We start from the raw sequence: 19,155 nt of genomic DNA, 5'->3' as shown, positions 1-19,155 counted from the left end.
TAAACGTTTAATTACGTATATTTTATTTTTAATCTTATATTTTTAACTTAAAAACTTTTTTTAGCAATAATTTTTCAGCATCTGATGGCTCTATAATAGGCTGTTTGTCAATCTTATCCTTCTGTTGTAGTACTTCTTTCTGCGTTTGGTTCTGGTTAACTTTCAATGAAATTTCGTCTGTTGAGATTTTATTAGGGATATCGTCTTTACTAAAATTTAATTTAGGGTTCTTTTTTAAGTCTTGAGCAATTTCAATAAAATCTGTGTCAATAAGCTCTATTGTATTTAGATTGCTTTTTGGTAAGTCATACTGTTTTGGATAAAACTGTTTAACCAAGCTTTCCATATGAATTTTGTATGTGTTATATTGATAATGGAAAATACCTTCGGGTACTTTTTTATCTTTAATAGTGTTTTTTAGATTTTGTTGCATCCAGTTCGATATATAAAGAAAAAAGGTAACCTGCTTATAATATTCATCCAAAAGAAACTTAAAGGCATTCGAACTAAGAGATTGTTGCTTCTCTAGAAGACTGTAGATATTCCTTTTGAGTTTTTCACTTTTTAAGAACACCCTTAATTTGTTCCTATCCGCTTTATAAAGCGTAGGGCCTTTATATTGGTCTATTACGAAAATAGTATCGAATATATTATTCGTTTTGAAATATTCTATATCGTTTAAAACAGAAAGAAACACATCATTATTAGGGATGAAAAAGTATAGTTCGTCCCACAACTCCGAGGCAATTCGCCAACTAAACTGATCTAGTGTTTCCTTATCCATTTTATTGCTTTAACATTTCGGAATAATCCTCGGGTAATTCTGCGTCAATATCTCTAAGGTACTTTTCAAGTGCCGTCATCGTACTATGCCCTGTAATTAGCATCAGCTTACTTTTTGCTTCAAAGGGTGATGACTGCTTAACAATAGCCCTGTAGAGCATAGTAATATAGGTATGTCTAAAACTGTACAATCCATAATCCTTTCCTAGTCCAAATTTGTCCTTTACCACTCTTTTGAAACGCTTACTGAAATAGTCCCTGCGGTTATTCATATCTGTGTCCCAAAAACCTGCAATTTTATTTGGCGTGAATAAATCCGCCTCAGGATCTATATTTGAAAGATCAGGAAGTTCCTTTAGCAATATGTCAGGAATAATCTTTGTTTTCAATGGACTGTTCTTTGCCTTCACTTTTAAAGTCTGACTTCCAATATCTATACTCCCAACTTTGAGCCTACATACCTCTATTGGCCTAAGAAAATTATACGAGATAAATTTTATATAGAGCAATAGTATAGGATCTTCTTTTTCTAAATAGGTAAATATTTGCTCCTGAGTATCTTTGGAGTAGGTCTTGTTGCGTTCTGGAGAGGACTTTAATACAGGTGTTTTTTTGACCATATTAGACATGATAATATCATTATCCTCAAGCACCTGAACAATACTGCTCAGATCAGTTCTGTAGTTGTTCCTATTTCTTGCACTGGTCTTTAAGAGTATATGGTTCAAAAACTGGACTACTATTCTTTTATCAAGTTTTTCAATATTATTAATATCTGGATGATTTTCTTCTAACCACTTAATAAAAGTCCTTACCCTATTTTTATAGCCTTTTTTAGTTGTTGTGTTAATGACTTTTTCTTTCATCTTAATCCCAAAATCAAAAGCGTCTCTTATACTCATTTTGGTTTTTTCTTTCTCATAAGATGTATCACCTTCTTTTAAAACCTCACTTATTTTATTAGTGGGTAATGGTCCTTTCTTTCGGTTCAATTTTTTATAAAGCTCCGTATTATCGACAAAGGGGTTATAGCCAAGTTTAAGTAATTTTAAAAGGGCTTTTCGATAGATTGTAAGTACCTCTAGTCTTTCTTCTTTGGTTTTGTATTTGTTTGCCTCACCATAAAAAGGTGTCATACGTTTTAATTTTCCCGTATCGGGATTTCGGAAGGAGAAATAAATGTGCCAACGTCTGGTTAAATCACCTTTAGCGGTGTAAATCTTTGGTTTAGAAAAAAGCTTTGGCTGGGACAAATCGTATGCACTTTCGTATTCATTAACGTATGCAAATTTAAGAATTTCATTACTATTCAACATAAAAAAACGGTTTAGTGTAGACTAAACCGCTTGTCCTGTTGATTTTATGTTTCGTAGCGAGAACGAGATTTGAACTCGTGACCTCCGGGTTATGAATCCGACGCTCTAACCAACTGAGCTACCTCGCCATTTTAAGGTTGCAAATATAACAACAAAATTAATGTAGGCAAACATAACTCATGCAAAATATTATGAAAAATTATTGCAAATCTTATCAATTAATGTATATATTGAGCAACACAATATTTTAATGATTTTTCATGGACGATAAAACTAAATTTGAAATAGAATTTCCTATTCACGCATCACCTCAATTGTTATATCAATATATATCCACACCATCAGGTTTGTCAGAATGGTTTTCAGATAATGTGAACTCTCGAGGAGAGTTGTTTACTTTTATTTGGGACGATAGTGAGGAACAAGCAAAACTATTGAGTAAAAAGAGTGGAGAGCGTGTGAAGTTTAGATGGATGGCAGATGAAGAAGAAGGCGCTTCATGTTATTTTGAGATTAGAATACAAGTTGATGAAATAACTAAAGATGTATCATTGATGGTTACAGATTTTGCGGATGAGGATGAAGTAGAGGAGGCTAAAATGCTTTGGGATAATCAAATTTCAGACTTAAAACAAGTGCTAGGTTCCGCATAAAAAACACTAATTTAATCTTATATTTGTCCGCACTTAAATCAATAAAAGTAGCGGACTTTTTTTTATGATAAATATTGATGGCAACATTTTAGAAGACAATGCTCATATTTCGATATATAATCGGGGTTTTGCTTATGGGGATGCGGTTTTTGAAACTATAAAGGTGGTTAATGGCAAAAAGCTGTTTTGGGAAGATCATTACTTTAGGTTAATGGCATCTATGCGCATTATGCGAATGGAAATCCCTATGAATTTTACAATGGAGTTTCTTGAAACTGAAATTTCAGAAATTCTAAAAGCAAATGGCTTTGAAACTGGAAATGCCAGAGTAAAACTGATAGTTTATAGGAATGAAGGAGGGTTGTATTTGCCAGAGCATAACTCTGTTGGTTATACCATTAGTGTAAGACCTTTACAAACGGATGTTTATACGCTTAATACATCCAATTACGAAGTTGATTTATTTAAGGATTATTATGTTGCCCCAACTTTACTATCTACTTTAAAAACAAACAATAAGGCTATAAATGTGGTTGGCAGTATATTTGCCAGTGAAAATGAACTAGATAATTGTTTACTACTAAACACAAATAAAAATGTGGTAGAGGCTTTAAATGGGAATTTATTTTTAGTGAAAGGCAATACTATTAAAACACCGCCATTATCAGATGGTTGTTTAAAGGGAGTCATGCGAACACAAATAATAAAGTTTGTAGGGCAATTAAATGATTTTGAGCTACAAGAAGCATCAATTTCTCCTTTTGAACTTCAAAAAGCGGATGAGCTATTTATTACAAATGTGATTACTGGTATTCAGTCTGTTACAAAATATAGAAAAAAAGAGTTTTTCAATTCAGTGGCTAAAATGTTATTGGAAAAACTAAATGTTGCTGTGAGATTATCTTAATTATAATTGGGGTTTTCTGGCGCGTTAGACCAGATGCTGTACTCTCCACCAAGTTCCAGCATTTTTTCTTTCCAAAATGACACGTAATCTTTTTCAATAATGTTTTTTTCATAAACATTTTCAGAAACTACCCAAGAATTTGCTTTAAGTTCGTCCTCTAGTTGATTAGAGTCCCATCCAGAATACCCTAAGAAGAAACGAATGTCATTTTCGTTAATAGTATCATTGGTAATTAACTCTGCCACTTTTTTAAAATCTCCTCCCCAATATATACCTAGTGAAATCTCAATGCTATTAGGAATAAGGTTAGGTACTTTGTGAATAAAATATAGATTATCTTGTTCTACCGGCCCACCATTGTATACCTTAAACGCAGCCTCCACTTCAGGAATTAGGTCTTTTATAGTATACTCCAAGGGTTTGTTTAGGATAAAACCAATAGAGCCTTCTTCAGTATGGTCCGCTAATAAAACAATTGAGCGGTTAAAGGAAACATCTCCAATTATAGCTGGCTCTGCAATTAGTAAATCTCCTTTTTTTGGGGTGGTGCTCGTCATGAGTTATAATGATTTAGTAAATAAATCTAAGATTATTTTGTTAGAAATACAACTTTTGGCATACCCATAAAAAAAATACCTTCCGATTAGGAAGGTATTTTTGTATTTTTTTTAAACTAATTATTAGTTTACAGCACTTGATAAATCAGATCCAGCTTTAAACTTAACAACGTTTTTAGCTTTGATTTTGATAGTAGCTCCAGTTTGTGGGTTTCTTCCTTCTCTTGCAGATCTTCTAGAAACTGACCAAGAACCAAAACCAACTAAAGAAACTCTGTTCCCTTTTTGTAAAGCACCTTCTATTTCAATAAGTGCGCACTCTAAAGCTTTCTTAGCAGCTGCTTTAGTGATTCCTGCGTGTTCTGCCATTGCATCGATTAAATCTGTTTTGTTCATAATGTAAATTTTAATTGTTAATAAATTGGTTAAACTTTTTTGTTAAATCCTCTACAAAATTATACGGATTATGCTTTCGTGCAAGTAATAGCAAGGGAAATACAGGGTTTTGTTGATAACTTATAGCATTTGTTAATAAAGGAACTGTATTTTGTCGATGTTTTTGTGAAATGAGTAATGATAAGGGCTTAGCGCATTTTTGAGTTGTTTTCAAATTTGTAACCGTTCAACAATGATACTGCATCCATCAATTTTTTTCCTGGAAGCTTAATTTTTAGAATATTTATATGACCTCCATCCACAGCAACTTTGATGGTTTTCTTAGTGGTGATAATACTGCCGATTTCGTTGTTATGAGTTTCAATCTCTTTTTCAGCTTCATATATCTTAACTTTTAAAACATCTTTGCCGTTAACTAGTTCACACCAAGCAGCAGGATAGGGACTAAGGCCTCTAATCTTATTGAAGATGTTATCAATATTGTCATTCCAATCAATCTTACAATTGTCTTTATTTAATTTGTAGGCAGTTTTAATATCGTTATTTTCTACTTGAGGTGTGGTTTCTACATTATTAATTTCAATAAGTTTTACCGTTTTTAATACCATTTCACTGCCCAAATACATTAATTTATCGTGAAGGGTACCTGCATTTTCATCTGGTTCAATCGCAACCTCCTCCTGTAAAATCATCTCCCCAGTATCTATCTTTTCATCAATAAAAAAAGTGGAGACTCCTGTAGTTGTTTCTCCATTTATAATAGCCCAATTAATAGGGGCAGCACCTCTGTAATTTGGTAATAGCGATGCATGTAAATTAAATGTGCCGTATTTTGGCATTTGCCAAACTACTTTGGGAAGCATTCTAAAAGCCACAACGATTTGCAGATTTGCTTTGAGCGATTTCAAATCATCTAAAAACGCTTCGTCTTTAAGGTTTTTAGGTTGTAAGAGATGTAATCCAGCTGCTTTAGCGTATTTTTTCACAGCACTTTCCTTAAGTCTTCTTCCGCGACCCGCTGGCTTGTCAGGAGCAGTAATAACGCCTACAATGTTGTAATCATGTTCTACTAAGGTTTTTAGAGTGGAAACTGCAAAATCTGGAGTGCCCATAAATACTATTCGTAAATCCCTCATAAATGGCTTAATTTGTATTTGTTTGTTTTTGTAATTGTGATTATTTGATGTTCTAACAGCAATTTTAATACCTTTTTTATATCCGTATCATTGCATTCTAAAGTGTTGCTTATATATCTTGAAGATTTTTCTCCTGTTTCTAAAAGGGTTATGATTTTATTCTTGAGATCTTGCTGATTAATAGTTGGTGCATTTTTTTTCTTTTTGGTGCATACCGAACATATACCGCAGGGTGCAATATCATTTTCTCCAAAATAGTTGAGGAGTTGCATGCTTTTGCATACATCACTGTTATTTATATAATTTATCACAGCGCTAACCTGCTGATCTTTCAGTTTATTTTGTTGCTTTATAATAGTAGAAATTCTGTTTATAGTTTTGTCGTCTTCCCTGGGTTCTATAAACGTAATTTGAGCATCGGTTTTAGAATGGTTCAATGTAATGATTCCATCCTTTGCCAGTTGTTTCAAAATTTGGATTAAACTATGTTCAGACATGGAAGCTTTATCAGCTATTTTTGAAGTATTGATATTGGTCTCATGATCAAAAACACCACCATAGGATCTTAATATTGATTTGACTGCAGCATCTAATTTAGGATGATTTTCTAAATATTTAAATATTGAACTATTTGTTGAAATAAATTTTATTAAAACCTTGTTTTTAAATTGTTTAGTAAGTGATATAACTCCATTTCTATCTAAAGTTAATAGTGCATTGTAGCATAAGGTTCCGTTGTAGTTGTAGGTTTTGCAAAAACTGTTGAAGTCAAAATCAAAGGTTTGATATCCTCCTTCACCATAGGAAATCTGAAAGTAGTTGCAGAGTTTTCTGTAGACTTGTTTAATGAATTCTATTGAAGGCAATACTTTTAAAAACTGGTTTTTAACCAAAACCTCATCATTTTTATTTTTTAATATCACGGCGTAAGATATCTCCCCGTTTCTTCCAGCGCGACCAGCCTCTTGAAAATAACTTTCTAAACTTTCGGGAAGATTTAAGTGTATAACTGTTTTTACGTCGGGTTTGTCAATGCCCATACCAAAAGCATTTGTGGCGACCATAACCTGTTTTTGGTTTTGCATCCACGCACTCATATTGCTGTCTTTTTCCGTCATATTAAGTCCGCCATGGTAATATGTTGCACTTATATTTTTTGAATTTAATAGCGTGCTTACATCGATAGTTGCTTTTCTGTTTCTTACGTAAATTATTGACGGGCCTTGATATTTTTTTAAGATGGTTTCTAGCTTATAATATTTATCTTCTTCATGTAAAACAATATAGCTTAAATTCTCTCTAAAAAATGATTGTGTGAATATTTTGGGGCTAATAAAATCGAGTTGCTTCATGGTGTCTTCAACGACTTTAGGTTTAGCTGTAGCTGTTAAAGCTATTATGTTGATAGATGGGTGTAATTGTCTCAATTTTAAAATATTGCCATAGGCAGGTCTAAAGTCGTTTCCCCATTGAGAAATACAGTGTGCTTCATCAACGGCAATCAAATTCACATTCATTTGCCGAATTCTATCTTGTACCAATTCTTGCTGTAAGCGCTCAGGCGATAAGTATAAAAATTTATAGTTTCCGTAAATGCAGTTATCTAAAAGGGCATCTAATTCATTGTTGGAAATACCGCTAGTAATGGCTAGAGATTTTATACCTCTATTGTTTAAATTTTGAACCTGATCTTTCATTAGGGCTATCAAGGGAGACACAACAATACAAATACCTTCTTTTATTAATGCAGGTATCTGAAAGCAAATAGATTTTCCTCCACCTGTTGGCATTAAAGCAAAAACATCTTCTCCTTCAAGAACTGCATTTATAATGGCTTCTTGATTCTCACGGAATGAGGTGAATTTCCAGTAACGCTCTAATATGTTTACAGGGTGCTTGTTCATTTTAAATTTAGGCTACTTAAAATAAAGTCAGCTCTATCTTCAACGTTTCCAAAGGGGACATCAATTGGTTTGTAATTGTAAGCTTTATATGTGCTAAGTAGGTGTTTGTGAATGGTTTTGGCTTGAGTAAAACTCTCATAACGTTCATTATCACTTTTATAAATAGCTTCCCAAGGTTTTAAAATAAAAACAGTGTCGTAAACGGTGTTTTTCGTTACCATATCAAAATCCTTTGGATAGCTGTCTCCAATGAAATCCATGTAAGCCAGCACATCAGGTAAGCCTCTATCAAAAAAAACTATTTTACTTTTAAATGTTTTTGCTTTTTCAAATTGCTCTTGTCTACCTTTTAATAGCAGTTCACTAAAAAGTAGAGGGTTGGTTAAAAACAGCTGGTCAATACCTTGTTTTTTGGCCTCCAAAGTTACTTGTCTTGAAATTTCTTCTAAACAATCGTAACCTCTACTTATAAGTTCGTTTATAATTGTTGATTTTCCTGTACCAGGGCCACCAGTAATCACTATTTTCTTCTGGCTCAATATACTCAGCTTTTGACTGTAAAAATCGTAATTTAACTTCTATAAAAAAAATAGAAAGGAAACCTTATATTTGCACCCTAAAAAATAGCTATGGGCGCATCACCAAATCAGGACGAATTTTACCAAAAGTTGAAGGAGCAGTTGTATGATACTACGCTTTGGCCTAGCGAGTATTTGTATAAATTTATTATCAGAACAAATACTGCGGAGATAGAAAAGATTGAAAAGCTTTTTGACAACATGGGGGCTGTCATAAATACTATTCCGTCAAAAAAAGGGAAATACACTAGTGTTTCCATTAATGTGAGAATGAAAAACCCCGATGCCGTAATAGCCAAGTATAAAGAGGTTGCAGAAAAGATAGAAGGCGTGATAAGTCTTTAGTTTTTTTTCGTATTTTGCAGACTACTTCAAAGAACTTAATACCACAAACATTTTGATTGATAATTTAGAATACAATACTGAACGAGAACATTTAATTATTCCTGAGTATGGGCGTCATCTTCAAAAGATGATTAATCATGCCAAAACACGAGAAACCAAAGAAGAACGTGAAAAGTTGGCAAAGGCAATTATCTCCGTAATGGGTAATTTGCAACCGCATTTAAGAGATGTTCCAGATTTTCAGCATAAACTTTGGGATCAGTTATTTATCATGTCAGATTTTGAATTGGACGTAGAGTCTCCATTTCCTAAACCATCACGGGAAGTACTTTCAGAGCGACCTGAACCTTTAAAGTATCCACAAAACCATCCTAAATATCGTTTCTACGGAAATAATATTAAAACTATGATTGATGTGGCAAATACATGGGAAGAGGGCGAATTAAAGGAAGCATTGGTGTATACGATTGCCAACCACATGAAAAAATGTTTTTTGAATTGGAATAAGGATACTGTTGAAGACACCGTAATCTACGATCACCTTTACGAACTTTCTAATGGGAAGATAGATTTGAGAAATTCTGAAGAAGATTTATCAGATTCTAGCAGTTTAATGCGTTCTAAAGGGAAATACAGCAATAAAAAGAAAAAAGGTTCTAACCGTTCTAGAAAACGCCACTAAACTTATTCATGGGAACATTTAAAATTGAAGGAGGTCATAAGCTAAAAGGAAGCATACAACCTCAAGGTGCAAAGAATGAAGCATTACAAATTCTTTGTGCAGTACTGCTTACACCCGAAAAAGTAACCATCAATAATATCCCTGACATCATTGATGTAAACAAGCTTATTAATTTACTTAAGAAGCTTGGGGTAAAGGTTGAAAAACTATCAAAAGGTACATATACATTTCAAGCAGATGAGGTGAATTTAGAATACTTAGAGTCTGATCAGTTTAAAATAGATGGACGCGGATTACGAGGTTCTATTATGATTGTTGGTCCATTACTGGCGCGGTTTGGCAAGGGCTATATACCGAAACCAGGAGGAGATAAAATTGGGCGACGGCGACTGGATACACATTTTGAGGGTCTCATAAAATTAGGTGCAAAATTTGGATACAGCAGAGAAGAACAGTTTTATGGTGTTGAAGCTGAAAAACTTAAAGGCACCTATATGTTGCTTGAAGAAGCTTCGGTTACTGGTACAGCAAATATTGTAATGGCGGCAGTTTTAGCAGAGGGACAAACCACAATATACAATGCGGCTTGCGAACCTTACCTACAGCAATTATGCAAAATGTTGAATAGAATGGGGGCAAAGATAAGTGGTGTTGGCTCTAATATGTTGATAATTGATGGTGTTGGGCAATTAGGTGGAACTGAGCACAGGATGCTTCCCGATATGATTGAAATTGGCAGCTGGATAGGGCTTGCTGCAATGACAAAAAGTGAGCTTACCATAACTAATGTGAGTTGGAATGATCTAGGATTAATTCCAAATATATTTAGAAAGCTTGGTATTAGGATTGAAAAGCAAGGCGATGATATTCATATTCCTGCGCATACCGATGGTTATGAAATACAAAGTTTTATTGACGGCTCTATTTTGACCATTTCTGATGCACCTTGGCCAGGATTTACTCCTGATTTGTTAAGTATCATTTTGGTAGTTGCAACTCAAGCGAGAGGCAGTGTTTTAATTCACCAAAAAATGTTTGAAAGCCGCTTATTCTTTGTAGATAAATTGATTGATATGGGTGCAAAAATTATTCTTTGTGATCCCCATCGGGCAACGGTAATTGGTCATGATTTTAAATCTACTTTAAAAGCTACAACCATGACATCTCCTGATATTAGGGCAGGAGTATCCTTGTTAATTGCTGCATTATCTGCAAAAGGGACTTCAACCATAATGAATATTGAGCAGATTGATCGTGGGTACGAAAATATCGATGAACGTTTACGCGCCATTGGTGCTAGAATAGAACGCGTTTAGTGCATTAGTCTACAAACTAAAAAAACCTTTATTATGAAAACGTCATACACTGCATTGATCTTTATGGTGGCCATTCTAACTATTTCATGTAATAACAAAAAGAAGGAGAAGTTAAAGAATGTAGAGGTTGAGAGTGAAACTAACGTTGTAAAACCTTCTTTAGAGTTTCTTTGGGAGACAGATTCACTATTAACTACCTGTGAGGCCGTTTTGTTTGATAAGGCTTCGCAAACCATTTATGTGGCCAATGTCAATAATTCTCCTTGGGGAAAGGATAACAATGGTTTTATTTCTACTATAAATACTAACGGAGAAATAACAGCATTAAAATGGGCTGAAGGGTTAAGCGGACCAAAAGGTATGGGTATTCTCCATGGGAAACTATATGTTAATGATATTGACAGGGTTGTTGAGATTGATTTACTTTCTAAAAAAGCGACTAACACATTTTCTGTTGAAGATAATCCGCATTTGAATGATATTACTGTTGGAAACAATACGGTGTTTGTTTCAGGCTCAAATTCTGATGCTATTTATGAGATTACGGAAGGTAAAATTACCGAAGTTGCAAAAGATAGTTTGGGCAGGTTAAATGGATTATCTTTTCAAAAAGAAGGTATGTATTATGCAGCTTCAAGATCTCATAATTTTGGGATTTATAATAAAGATGACAATACGTTTAAAACTCTAACAACTGATATAGGACATGGCGACGGCATTGTAAGATTGGAAAACGGAGATTTTATAGTCTCTAGTTGGCAAGGTGAACTATTTTATATTTATAGCAAAGATTGGACTAAAACTCAGCTTTTAGATACTCGTGATAAAAAGATAAACGCCGCAGACATCGATTACATACCGGATACTCAAACATTGTTGGTGCCAACTTTTTTTCATAATAGGGTAATGGCATACAAGGTAAAGTTTGAGTAGTTGGAATGAGTTTATTTAATCGGTATATAGAATTCAGTTTTTAGCTTTTCTTCAGCTACACGATCTGGGTGGCTGATATATCGTTCTCTTACAGGTTCATCCCTAAGTTCATAGTCGCTATTCAACAACCAATCATTAAAAATATAATCGTAAACTTCGGCAAAATAGCTATATGAACCTTGGTATAAAAACACTGCAAATTTCCCGGATTTTAAAGTTTTTACACCTATTTCTCCCTTTGGTTTTGCAACTTTGTGTATCACGAGGCATGCGTCATATCTAATCTTTGTTTCGTCTGTAACTTTTGGGTCGTCATGTGGTAACCCAAACATTTGGATACCTTTTGTAAATAGTTTTTGTTCTTTTACCTGCCCCCAAAGTTTTTCCCAAGCACCAGCATAATCTAGCGTTTGGTAAGCCCCGTGCATGCGTAAATAAAGACATTTTTTTTCTTCTATATCTTGAATCTTAGGATTTTTAATGCTCAATATTGTTTTCATAATAGTAGTTTTTTTGATTGTGAATGATTTATCTTTTCTATAGCCATTTGGCGTTATATTAAAATGAGATTTAAATGCTTTTGTTAATGATGAAGGCGTTTCAAAACCAACATTATAGGCAATATCTTCGATGCTTAATAACGAATAGCGCAATAATTTTGTTGCTGTTTCTAATCGGGTTCTGGTAATATATTTCCCAATAGGTTCACCTAACAGTGCTCTGGTAATTCTATGAAAATGGAATGGTGAAAAGCATGATAGTTCTGCCAGCGTCTTAATGTCTATTTTATTGTCAAGATTAGTATTAATGTACTCTGTAACAATATTTAACTTTTCTTGATAAAAATTTTTGTTAGTTTGCTTCACTTTACTCTCACTTTGATATTACAAATCTAATGGAGTTTTCAATGAATTACTTATCCATTCTTGCTGAAAAGTCATAGCTAAGGATTTTTTGGGTGTTTTTTAATGAACAATTAATTACTGTAGATTAACGTTTACATAAAAAACTAACCATCATGAAAATTTTGCAAAATCTCTTTATCGTTTGCTTTATTCTAGTTGCAAATATTATTTCAGCTCAAGATAAATCTAACATAAGCCATTCTATTGATTCCAAAATATTTGATAAGGAACGAGAAGTTAAAGTATTCTTACCTGAAACCTACCATAGAGATTCAATTTCGAAATACCCAGTAGTTTATGTACTTGATGCACAAAGTGAATCTTTTTGGGGGATCCTTACGGGAAATGCTGGTTATATGGTTGATAATTATTCGGTTATGCCAATGATTTTTGTGGGTATTGTATCTGATAATCGCGGGCCAGAGTTCAATCCCAAAAACGCTGAGCTTCACAATCATTTTAAAAAAGAGGTGTTTCCATTAATTGAATCGAACTATCGAACAGAGGGTTTCAGAGCCGTTTTAGGACATTCTTGGGGTGGTGCTTTTGTTGGTAACACATTGTTTAGTGATAAAAGGGATATGTTTGATGCTTATATTGGTATTAGCCCGTCGTTTGGAGATACTGATGATAATATTATTGTAAAAAATGCGGACACGCTCCTTCAAAAGAATACAGAATTTGGGAAATACTTGTATTTCTCACATGGTGATGTTGGTAGACGGGAAGTTGAGTTTGAAAGGAATGTGAATAATATTGATGTCTTGGTTAAAAAGTACCCCAACAATACATTGTCTTGGCAACCGAGATTAATAAAAGGTGTTGGGCACTGGCAAATAGTTGGACCCTCTATTTGTGATGGCTTATTAAGTATGAGCAGAAATTATTTTGCAGACCAAAAGGTGATTCAAGATTTTGCTAAAAGCTCAAAAGGCAATTTGAAAGAAAAGATAGAGGATTTTTACAAGACTCGGAAAGCGATATTTGGATATTCCTATGAAGCAAGTGCTGGGTATCTAAATTTTGTGGCCAATGATTTTAGAGATTTAAATGATTATGAAACTGCCTTAGAAGTCTATAATTTGGCATTGAACAAAAAGCCAAATAGTGTTAGGGTGTATGTAAACATGTGCGATGTGTACGACAAAATGGGAGATAAAAAAGTTGCCAAAACCTTCATTCTTAAAACTCAAAAATTATTGGAAGAACAGAAGGATGACGTAAGCGACAATTACTATAAAAATATTTCAAAGTGGATAAAGGAAAAGCTCGAAAGCTATAATTAAAAACCCTTAAAAATTGTTGTTTTAAGACCCTTCCATTCTTCATTTAAAATACCATAACAGCAAGTATTGCGCTTAAAACCATCGGTTAATAGCACATTTTTACGTAGAATACCTTCCAGTATTCCTCCTATTTTTTCAACAGCTTTCCTGGATGCCATGTTACGTTCATCCACACGAAATTCAACTTTATCAAAATTTAAGGTTTCAAAAGCATGCTGTAACATCAAAAACTTCATGTTCATATTTAAATCAGTGCCTTGAAATTTTCGTCCAATCCAAGTTGCGCCGATTTCTAAAACGCTATGATGCCAACTTATATTCATGTAACGAGACGTTCCTGCATAGGCATTCACTGCCTTGTCAAACACAATAAAAGGAATAGCAGTGTTGTTGTCTTGCCATTCTAAGGCAGTTTCAACATAAGCTTTCAAATCTTTTGGCGTATCCACTTTGCTTGGCGAGTATTGAACCAAATTAGGCTCGCTTCCAATTGTAATTAAATGGGAATAATTATCCAACGTAAGTGGCGACAATTTTACTCTGTTATTTTCTAAGGTAATTGGCATTTCGTATTTTTACAAAACATAAAAATAGGAAAGATTTTCATGCAAATTTCGAAAGAAGAGATACTTAAACGCGCAAATGCCATTACCAAAAATACGCTGATGGAAACATTGGAAATTGAGATGGTGGATTTCGGTGAGGATTTTGTGGTAGGAAGAATGCCGGTAAATAAGCGCGTATACCAACCAGATGGTGTGTTACATGGCGGGGCAACGGTTGCTTTGGCAGAAACTACAGGTAGTTTTGCGGCAGAAATGCTTTTAGACCTTAAAGATTCCTTTGTTAGAGGTATTGAGATAAGTGCAAATCATGTAAAAAGTATTAAAGAAGGCTACGTATATGCTACTGCCAAATTCATTCATAAAGGTAGAACCACGCAATTATTTGAAATAAAAGTTACTGATGATGATGGTAATCTTATTTCACTTTGTAAGCTAACAACAATTTCTTTACCTAGAAAAAAATAAAATCTTGCAGCACTTTTTTGAACGTTTAGAACGTCACTTAAAAAACAACTTGCCTTTTGTTGTTTATCGTAAACCGAATAACATTGCATTAAAAGCAATTCTGCAACAAGATGATGAGTTGCATAAAGTAAAAGGCTTCAATAAAACTGGTTTTGTGTTTTCTCCTTTTGACAATTCTGCCGATAGTATTTTAATACCGCTTTCGGTGTCAGAAACCATTGTTTTTTCAGAAATTACTAATGACAAAGGCAATCAAACTTCCGAGGTTATTTCAAAAGTGAATTCCGAAGCAAAAGAGTTTCATCTAAGACTAGTAGACAAAGGTATAAGAGCCATTAAAAATGATGAATTTCAAAAAGTGGTATTGTCAAGAAAGGAGATTTGCGATTTTAAGGACGGCAACCCGCTTACCACTTTTAAAAAACTGTTAAACGCCTACCAATCCGCATTTGTATATTGCTGGTACCATCCAAAAATTGGCTTATGGCTAGGTGCAACTCCAGAAACACTTTTAAAGATTGAAGGTAAGCAATTCTCGATGATGTCCCTAGCAGGAACGCAGGATTATAAAGGCGATTTAAATGTAAAATGGAAGCAAAAAGAATTGCAGGAACAACAGTTTGTTACAGATTTTATTTTAGAAAGCATCAAGGATGTTGTGGACAATATACAAGTATCTAACGTTGAAACCGTAAAAGCTGGAAACCTGTTGCATTTGCGAACATTGATAAAAGGTGTTTTAAATGAAACCGCTATTGATTTTGAAAGATTGCTTTATAGTTTGCACCCGACGCCTGCGGTTTGTGGCATGCCAAAAACACCGGCAAAAGCTTTTATCTTGAAGCATGAAAATTACAATCGTGAATTTTACACAGGTTTCTTAGGAGAACTTAATTTTGAAACCGAAATTAAACCAAGAACCGGACAGCGCAATATAGAAAACAGAGCCTATACTTTAAAGCGTAAAAGCACGCAACTCTATGTGAACTTACGCTGCTTGCAGATAAAAGGTGATACGGCTTTTGTCTATGTTGGAGGCGGTATTACGGAAACCTCAAATCCTGAAAGTGAGTGGGAGGAAACCGTTGCAAAATCTAAGGTCGTTAAAAAGGTGTTATAAATAAAATGGTCTCATGGCTATTTCTTAATTTTGCTAATAGAAATAGAAGTTGATGATATACCCGAAAATTCCGCTTGCACAAACTGTGGTTCAACTGTGTAAAGCGAAAAACATAAAACACATAATAATTTCTCCTGGTAGCCGAAGTGCACCGTTAACCATTGGGTTTACGAACGATACCTTTTTTAAATGCTATAGTATTGTTGATGAACGCTGCGCTGCTTTTTTTGCACTGGGCATCGCACAACAGATTAAAGCACCAACAGCTTTGGTATGTACTTCGGGTAGTGCGCTTTTAAACTATTATCCTGCTGTTTCAGAGGCGTTTTACAGCGATATTCCGTTAGTGGTTTTATCTGCAGACAGACCCAAGCATTTAATTGGTATTGGAGATGGGCAAACCATTAACCAAAAGAATGTATATAAAAACCACATTTTATATTCAGCCAATTTAAAGTTGGATTTAAAGGATGGGAAGAACATTCCAGGTCATGAAGAGTTGCCCATTATGAAAAATCTTGAAAATAAGTTGGAGCGATTCTTAGGGCTTCAAAAAGGTATTCAGGAGTACAATGAGCACGAGATAAATAATGCTATTGATTTTGCAAAGTTCCAAAATGGTCCAGTTCATATAAATGTTCCTTTTGATGAGCCGCTATATGAAACAGTTGATAAACCAACGGTCCATGCAAAAGCAGTATCTTATTTTAAGAAGAATTCAGGTGTTGAGCCATCAGTTTTAAAGGCATGTTATGAAGATTGGATAGCGGCTTCAAAAAAGATGATTTTAGTTGGAGTTAACAACCCAAATGAAGTTAACCTATCAGTATTAGAAGAGTTGGCTAAGGATGAAAGTGTTGTTGTTTTTACTGAAACAACGTCAAACTTGCACAACAAAAGTTTTTTTCCAAGTATAGATCAAATTATAGCGCCCCTGTCAAGCAAGGAACAAAAGGCATTGCAGCCTGAAATTATAGTAACATTTGGAGGGTTAATCGTTTCTAAAAAAATAAAAGCCTTACTTAGAACGTATAAGCCGCAACAACATTGGCATATTGATGAAAAAAAAGCCAACGACACGTTTTTTTGTTTGTCAAAACATATAGAAGCTAATCCTAATGATTTTTTTGAATCGTTCTTACCATTGATAAATCAGTACACAAAAACTGATTATAGACCAGTATGGGAAAAAGTAAAGCAAAAACGTTTAGAACTTCACGAACAGTATTTAAAAAAAATTCCGTTTAGCGATTTTTTGGCTTTTAATACTATTCTCAAACAGATACCAAACAACTCTATTTTACAAGTTGGAAACAGCTCTGCTATTCGTTATACTCAGCTCTTTTCCTTGCATAAAACCATAGAAGTGTATTGTAATAGAGGCACAAGTGGTATTGATGGAAGTACCTCAACGGCCGTTGGATGTGCGGTTGCAAATGATAAACCTACTACCTTTATCACAGGGGACTTAAGTTTCTTTTATGATAGTAACGCACTTTGGAATAATTATATACCCAATAGTTTTAGAATTATTGTTGTGAACAATCAAGGTGGTGGGATTTTTAGGATTTTGCCAGGACATAAGAATACCGAGAATTTTAGTACGTATTTTGAAACACATCATCAATTAACCGCAGAGCATTTGTGTAAGATGTTTAATTTTGAATACATGACAGCTTCTGATGAAAACACGTTGAATAATGCGCTGTCTGGTTTCTTTGGTGCTTCAGATGCCCCTAAACTCCTAGAGGTGTTTACGCCAAAACAGCTAAACGACGAAATACTTTTAGACTATTTTGAATTTATCAGATAGAACAATGTGACTTAACATAAGTTAATGTGTCTAAAAAATTGATTATATTTATTGAATAATTATTAACCTAAAAATACTTTTTATCATGAGTAAACGTGACGAGCTTATTACAAAATATGCAGCAGATTTAAAAGACAAATGTGGCGTTAATGCCGATATGGATTTATTAACTAAAGTAACTATTGGTTGTGGTCCATCAATTTACAATGCTGATGCTTCTACAGTTTCAGGTTCTGATAAGTCTGAATTAGAGACTGTAAAAAACAACTTCTTAATTAAAAAACTAGGATTAAGTGCTAGCGATGATTTAGATGGTGCTATTGCTAAGGTTATGGATACTTATGGAAAGTCTAACCGTAACAAATATAGAGCTGTAGTTTATTATTTATTAACTAAGCACTTTGGAAAAGAGTCCGTTTATTAGTAGAAAAAACACTATACATCATAAGCGCTGCATTTGCAGCGCTTTTTTTTTACTCTAATAATTAGCAAATTTGCTACTATTTATGATATACAACTGATATTAGCGAGCAGTTGCGCAAGGGATTGAACGGCATGTTTGAAATCCCCTCTCCCGATAGCTATCGGGAGAGGGATTGAGTAGTGAAAGCCCGACCCTTTGGGTTGCGCCCTAATAATAAAGTGTTACCTTTGCCCACTATGGAATTAGGACAAATAAATACCTTAGAAATACTTCGTGAAACCGACCATGGTGTGTATTTAATTGATGCAAATGATGAAGAAGTATTGTTACCCAATAGATATGTGCCTTCTGAGTTTAAAATTTGGGATAAAATAGACGTTTTTGTGTATCTGGATAATGAAGAACGTCCAGTAGCTACAACGGATATTCCATATATTAAAAGAGGGGAGTTTGCGCTTTTAAGATGTAATCAAGTTACAGATTTTGGCGCGTTTTTAGATTGGGGATTGGTAAAGGAATTATTTTGTCCGTTTAAGGAGCAGGCCTTTAAAATGAAACCCGGAGGTTGGTATTTGGTGCATTGCTATTTGGATGAAAAGACAGAACGTTTAGTGGCTTCAAGCAAAACCAATAGGTTTTTGGATAATAAGGAATTGACTGTAGATCAGTTTGATGAGGTAGATTTGATTGTGTCCCATCCTTCTGATATAGGGTGGAACGTAATTGTAAACAAGAAACACTCAGGATTAATTTACAAGGATAACATTTTTAAGGATATAAGTGTAGGCGATACATTAAAAGGTGTTGTTAAAAAGATAAGACCGGGTAATAAACTTGATATTTCATTAGAAAAAATAGGATTTAGAAATATAGAACCCAATGCTCAAAAAATACTAAAGGAACTTGAGGATAATAGTGGGTTTTTAGAGCTTACAGATAAATCGGCCCCCGAAGCTATAAAAAGCAGGCTTGAAATGAGCAAAAAGAGTTTTAAGAAAGCTCTTGGGAATCTATACAAACAGCGGTTAATTGATATAACACCTGAGGGTACATTTCTAACAAACAGGTAA

General features: G+C 34.2%; 21 protein-coding genes and 1 tRNA gene. 12 read left to right on the top strand and 10 right to left on the bottom strand.

The window, feature by feature from the left end:
* Positions 1-34 precede the first annotated feature (34 nt).
* The 3 genes from EYD45_RS07500 to EYD45_RS07490 form a co-directional block, all read right to left on the bottom strand.
* On the bottom strand, positions 35-784 hold the full coding sequence (locus EYD45_RS07500; RefSeq protein ID WP_130963922.1) for a hypothetical protein: 750 nt from the start codon (positions 782-784) through the stop codon (positions 35-37).
* 1 nt (position 785) lies between these two features.
* On the bottom strand, positions 786-2,099 hold the full coding sequence (locus EYD45_RS07495; protein WP_130963921.1) for a tyrosine-type recombinase/integrase: 1,314 nt from the start codon (positions 2,097-2,099) through the stop codon (positions 786-788).
* A gap of 54 nt (positions 2,100-2,153) precedes the next feature.
* Positions 2,154-2,227 (bottom strand) — tRNA-Met (locus EYD45_RS07490).
* Between the two features lie 132 nt (positions 2,228-2,359).
* Here EYD45_RS07490 and EYD45_RS07485 point away from each other — a divergent pair.
* Entirely contained in the window at positions 2,360-2,752 is a 393-nt protein-coding gene (locus tag EYD45_RS07485) for an START-like domain-containing protein (RefSeq protein WP_130963920.1), read from the top strand.
* 64 nt (positions 2,753-2,816) lie between these two features.
* On the top strand, positions 2,817-3,659 hold the full coding sequence (locus tag EYD45_RS07480; RefSeq protein ID WP_130963919.1) for an aminotransferase class IV: 843 nt from the start codon (positions 2,817-2,819) through the stop codon (positions 3,657-3,659).
* On the opposite strand, the gene EYD45_RS07475 is transcribed toward EYD45_RS07480, so the two are convergent.
* From EYD45_RS07475 to EYD45_RS07455, 5 genes are all read right to left on the bottom strand, one after another.
* A complete protein-coding gene (locus EYD45_RS07475; protein WP_130963918.1) occupies positions 3,656-4,216 on the bottom strand; it encodes a YqgE/AlgH family protein in 561 nt (186 codons plus the stop codon). The two genes, EYD45_RS07480 and EYD45_RS07475, sit on opposite strands and share 4 nt — an antisense overlap.
* Positions 4,217-4,339: 123 nt before the next feature.
* Positions 4,340-4,612, bottom strand: coding sequence for an HU family DNA-binding protein (locus EYD45_RS07470; protein ID WP_130963917.1), 273 nt, complete (start codon positions 4,610-4,612; stop codon positions 4,340-4,342).
* Positions 4,613-4,800: 188 nt separating this feature from the next.
* Positions 4,801-5,748 carry a methionyl-tRNA formyltransferase gene (gene fmt, locus EYD45_RS07465; protein WP_130963916.1) on the bottom strand — a complete coding sequence of 316 codons (948 nt, stop codon included), beginning with the start codon at positions 5,746-5,748 and terminating at the stop codon, positions 4,801-4,803.
* Complete coding sequence (locus EYD45_RS07460) at positions 5,745-7,652, bottom strand: RecQ family ATP-dependent DNA helicase (protein ID WP_130963915.1); 1,908 nt, start codon at positions 7,650-7,652, stop codon at positions 5,745-5,747. The genes fmt and EYD45_RS07460 overlap by 4 nt, the downstream gene beginning before the upstream one ends.
* Positions 7,649-8,191 (bottom strand): AAA family ATPase, encoded by a 543-nt coding sequence (locus EYD45_RS07455; protein ID WP_130963914.1) that lies wholly within the window; start codon positions 8,189-8,191, stop codon positions 7,649-7,651. Before EYD45_RS07455 ends, EYD45_RS07460 begins: the two co-directional genes overlap by 4 nt.
* 90 nt (positions 8,192-8,281) lie before the next feature.
* Here EYD45_RS07455 and EYD45_RS07450 point away from each other — a divergent pair, with 90 nt between their 5' ends.
* Genes EYD45_RS07450 through EYD45_RS07435 form a run of 4 tightly spaced genes read left to right on the top strand, consistent with a single transcriptional unit; the run spans position 8,282 to position 11,506 of the window.
* Positions 8,282-8,575, top strand: coding sequence for a DUF493 family protein (locus EYD45_RS07450; protein WP_130963913.1), 294 nt, complete (start codon positions 8,282-8,284; stop codon positions 8,573-8,575).
* Positions 8,576-8,627: 52 nt separating this feature from the next.
* Positions 8,628-9,257: a DUF4290 domain-containing protein gene (locus EYD45_RS07445; RefSeq protein WP_130963912.1), complete on the top strand. Its 630-nt coding sequence runs from the start codon at positions 8,628-8,630 to the stop codon at positions 9,255-9,257.
* A gap of 8 nt (positions 9,258-9,265) precedes the next feature.
* Positions 9,266-10,573, top strand: coding sequence for a UDP-N-acetylglucosamine 1-carboxyvinyltransferase (gene murA / locus EYD45_RS07440; RefSeq protein ID WP_130963911.1), 1,308 nt, complete (start codon positions 9,266-9,268; stop codon positions 10,571-10,573).
* A gap of 33 nt (positions 10,574-10,606) precedes the next feature.
* On the top strand, positions 10,607-11,506 hold the full coding sequence (locus tag EYD45_RS07435) for an SMP-30/gluconolactonase/LRE family protein (RefSeq protein ID WP_130963910.1): 900 nt from the start codon (positions 10,607-10,609) through the stop codon (positions 11,504-11,506).
* Between the two features lie 11 nt (positions 11,507-11,517).
* On the opposite strand, the gene EYD45_RS07430 is transcribed toward EYD45_RS07435, so the two are convergent.
* Positions 11,518-12,372 (bottom strand): AraC family transcriptional regulator, encoded by an 855-nt coding sequence (locus EYD45_RS07430; RefSeq protein WP_130963909.1) that lies wholly within the window; start codon positions 12,370-12,372, stop codon positions 11,518-11,520.
* A 152-nt stretch (positions 12,373-12,524) separates the two neighbouring features.
* Between EYD45_RS07430 and EYD45_RS07425 the strand changes: the two genes are divergently transcribed.
* Positions 12,525-13,697: an alpha/beta hydrolase-fold protein gene (locus EYD45_RS07425; protein ID WP_130963908.1), complete on the top strand. Its 1,173-nt coding sequence runs from the start codon at positions 12,525-12,527 to the stop codon at positions 13,695-13,697.
* Here the strand turns inward: EYD45_RS07425 and EYD45_RS07420 are convergent.
* Positions 13,694-14,263 carry a GNAT family N-acetyltransferase gene (locus EYD45_RS07420; RefSeq protein WP_130963907.1) on the bottom strand — a complete coding sequence of 190 codons (570 nt, stop codon included), beginning with the start codon at positions 14,261-14,263 and terminating at the stop codon, positions 13,694-13,696. The two genes, EYD45_RS07425 and EYD45_RS07420, sit on opposite strands and share 4 nt — an antisense overlap.
* Before the next feature lie 39 nt (positions 14,264-14,302).
* Between EYD45_RS07420 and EYD45_RS07415 the strand changes: the two genes are divergently transcribed.
* The 5 genes from EYD45_RS07415 to EYD45_RS07395 all read left to right on the top strand — a co-directional run bounded on the left by EYD45_RS07415 (position 14,303) and on the right by EYD45_RS07395 (position 19,155).
* Positions 14,303-14,728 (top strand): PaaI family thioesterase, encoded by a 426-nt coding sequence (locus tag EYD45_RS07415; RefSeq protein ID WP_130963906.1) that lies wholly within the window; start codon positions 14,303-14,305, stop codon positions 14,726-14,728.
* Positions 14,729-14,732: 4 nt separating this feature from the next.
* Entirely contained in the window at positions 14,733-15,848 is a 1,116-nt protein-coding gene (locus tag EYD45_RS07410) for a chorismate-binding protein (protein ID WP_130963905.1), read from the top strand.
* Positions 15,849-15,900: 52 nt separating this feature from the next.
* Entirely contained in the window at positions 15,901-17,661 is a 1,761-nt protein-coding gene (gene menD / locus EYD45_RS07405; RefSeq protein WP_130963904.1) for a 2-succinyl-5-enolpyruvyl-6-hydroxy-3-cyclohexene-1-carboxylate synthase, read from the top strand.
* 85 nt (positions 17,662-17,746) lie between these two features.
* Complete coding sequence (locus EYD45_RS07400) at positions 17,747-18,085, top strand: DUF2853 family protein (RefSeq protein WP_130963903.1); 339 nt, start codon at positions 17,747-17,749, stop codon at positions 18,083-18,085.
* Between the two features lie 236 nt (positions 18,086-18,321).
* The gene (locus EYD45_RS07395) at positions 18,322-19,155 is read left to right on the top strand and encodes a CvfB family protein (protein WP_130963902.1); all 834 of its coding nucleotides are present in this window, start codon (positions 18,322-18,324) and stop codon (positions 19,153-19,155) included.

The sequence above is a fragment of the Hyunsoonleella flava genome (genome assembly GCF_004310325.1).
In the GTDB taxonomy this organism is placed as follows: domain Bacteria; phylum Bacteroidota; class Bacteroidia; order Flavobacteriales; family Flavobacteriaceae; genus Jejuia; species Jejuia flava.
Note: the sequence above shows the minus strand (reverse complement) of the source record. Positions and strands in the feature narration are given on the sequence as shown.

Coding starts and splice junctions, on each gene's coding strand:
- EYD45_RS07500 (WP_130963922.1), bottom strand. CDS start 784: ATGGATAAGGAAACACTAGATCAGTTTAGTTGGCGAATTGCCTCGGAG.
- EYD45_RS07470 (WP_130963917.1), bottom strand. CDS start 4,612: ATGAACAAAACAGATTTAATCGATGCAATGGCAGAACACGCAGGAATC.
- EYD45_RS07435 (WP_130963910.1), top strand. CDS start 10,607: ATGAAAACGTCATACACTGCATTGATCTTTATGGTGGCCATTCTAACT.
- murA (WP_130963911.1), top strand. CDS start 9,266: ATGGGAACATTTAAAATTGAAGGAGGTCATAAGCTAAAAGGAAGCATA.
- EYD45_RS07460 (WP_130963915.1), bottom strand. CDS start 7,652: ATGAACAAGCACCCTGTAAACATATTAGAGCGTTACTGGAAATTCACC.
- EYD45_RS07485 (WP_130963920.1), top strand. CDS start 2,360: ATGGACGATAAAACTAAATTTGAAATAGAATTTCCTATTCACGCATCA.
- EYD45_RS07495 (WP_130963921.1), bottom strand. CDS start 2,099: ATGTTGAATAGTAATGAAATTCTTAAATTTGCATACGTTAATGAATAC.
- fmt (WP_130963916.1), bottom strand. CDS start 5,748: ATGAGGGATTTACGAATAGTATTTATGGGCACTCCAGATTTTGCAGTT.
- EYD45_RS07420 (WP_130963907.1), bottom strand. CDS start 14,263: ATGCCAATTACCTTAGAAAATAACAGAGTAAAATTGTCGCCACTTACG.
- EYD45_RS07450 (WP_130963913.1), top strand. CDS start 8,282: ATGGGCGCATCACCAAATCAGGACGAATTTTACCAAAAGTTGAAGGAG.
- EYD45_RS07475 (WP_130963918.1), bottom strand. CDS start 4,216: ATGACGAGCACCACCCCAAAAAAAGGAGATTTACTAATTGCAGAGCCA.
- EYD45_RS07425 (WP_130963908.1), top strand. CDS start 12,525: ATGAAAATTTTGCAAAATCTCTTTATCGTTTGCTTTATTCTAGTTGCA.
- EYD45_RS07400 (WP_130963903.1), top strand. CDS start 17,747: ATGAGTAAACGTGACGAGCTTATTACAAAATATGCAGCAGATTTAAAA.
- EYD45_RS07480 (WP_130963919.1), top strand. CDS start 2,817: ATGATAAATATTGATGGCAACATTTTAGAAGACAATGCTCATATTTCG.
- EYD45_RS07395 (WP_130963902.1), top strand. CDS start 18,322: ATGGAATTAGGACAAATAAATACCTTAGAAATACTTCGTGAAACCGAC.
- menD (WP_130963904.1), top strand. CDS start 15,901: ATGATATACCCGAAAATTCCGCTTGCACAAACTGTGGTTCAACTGTGT.
- EYD45_RS07415 (WP_130963906.1), top strand. CDS start 14,303: ATGCAAATTTCGAAAGAAGAGATACTTAAACGCGCAAATGCCATTACC.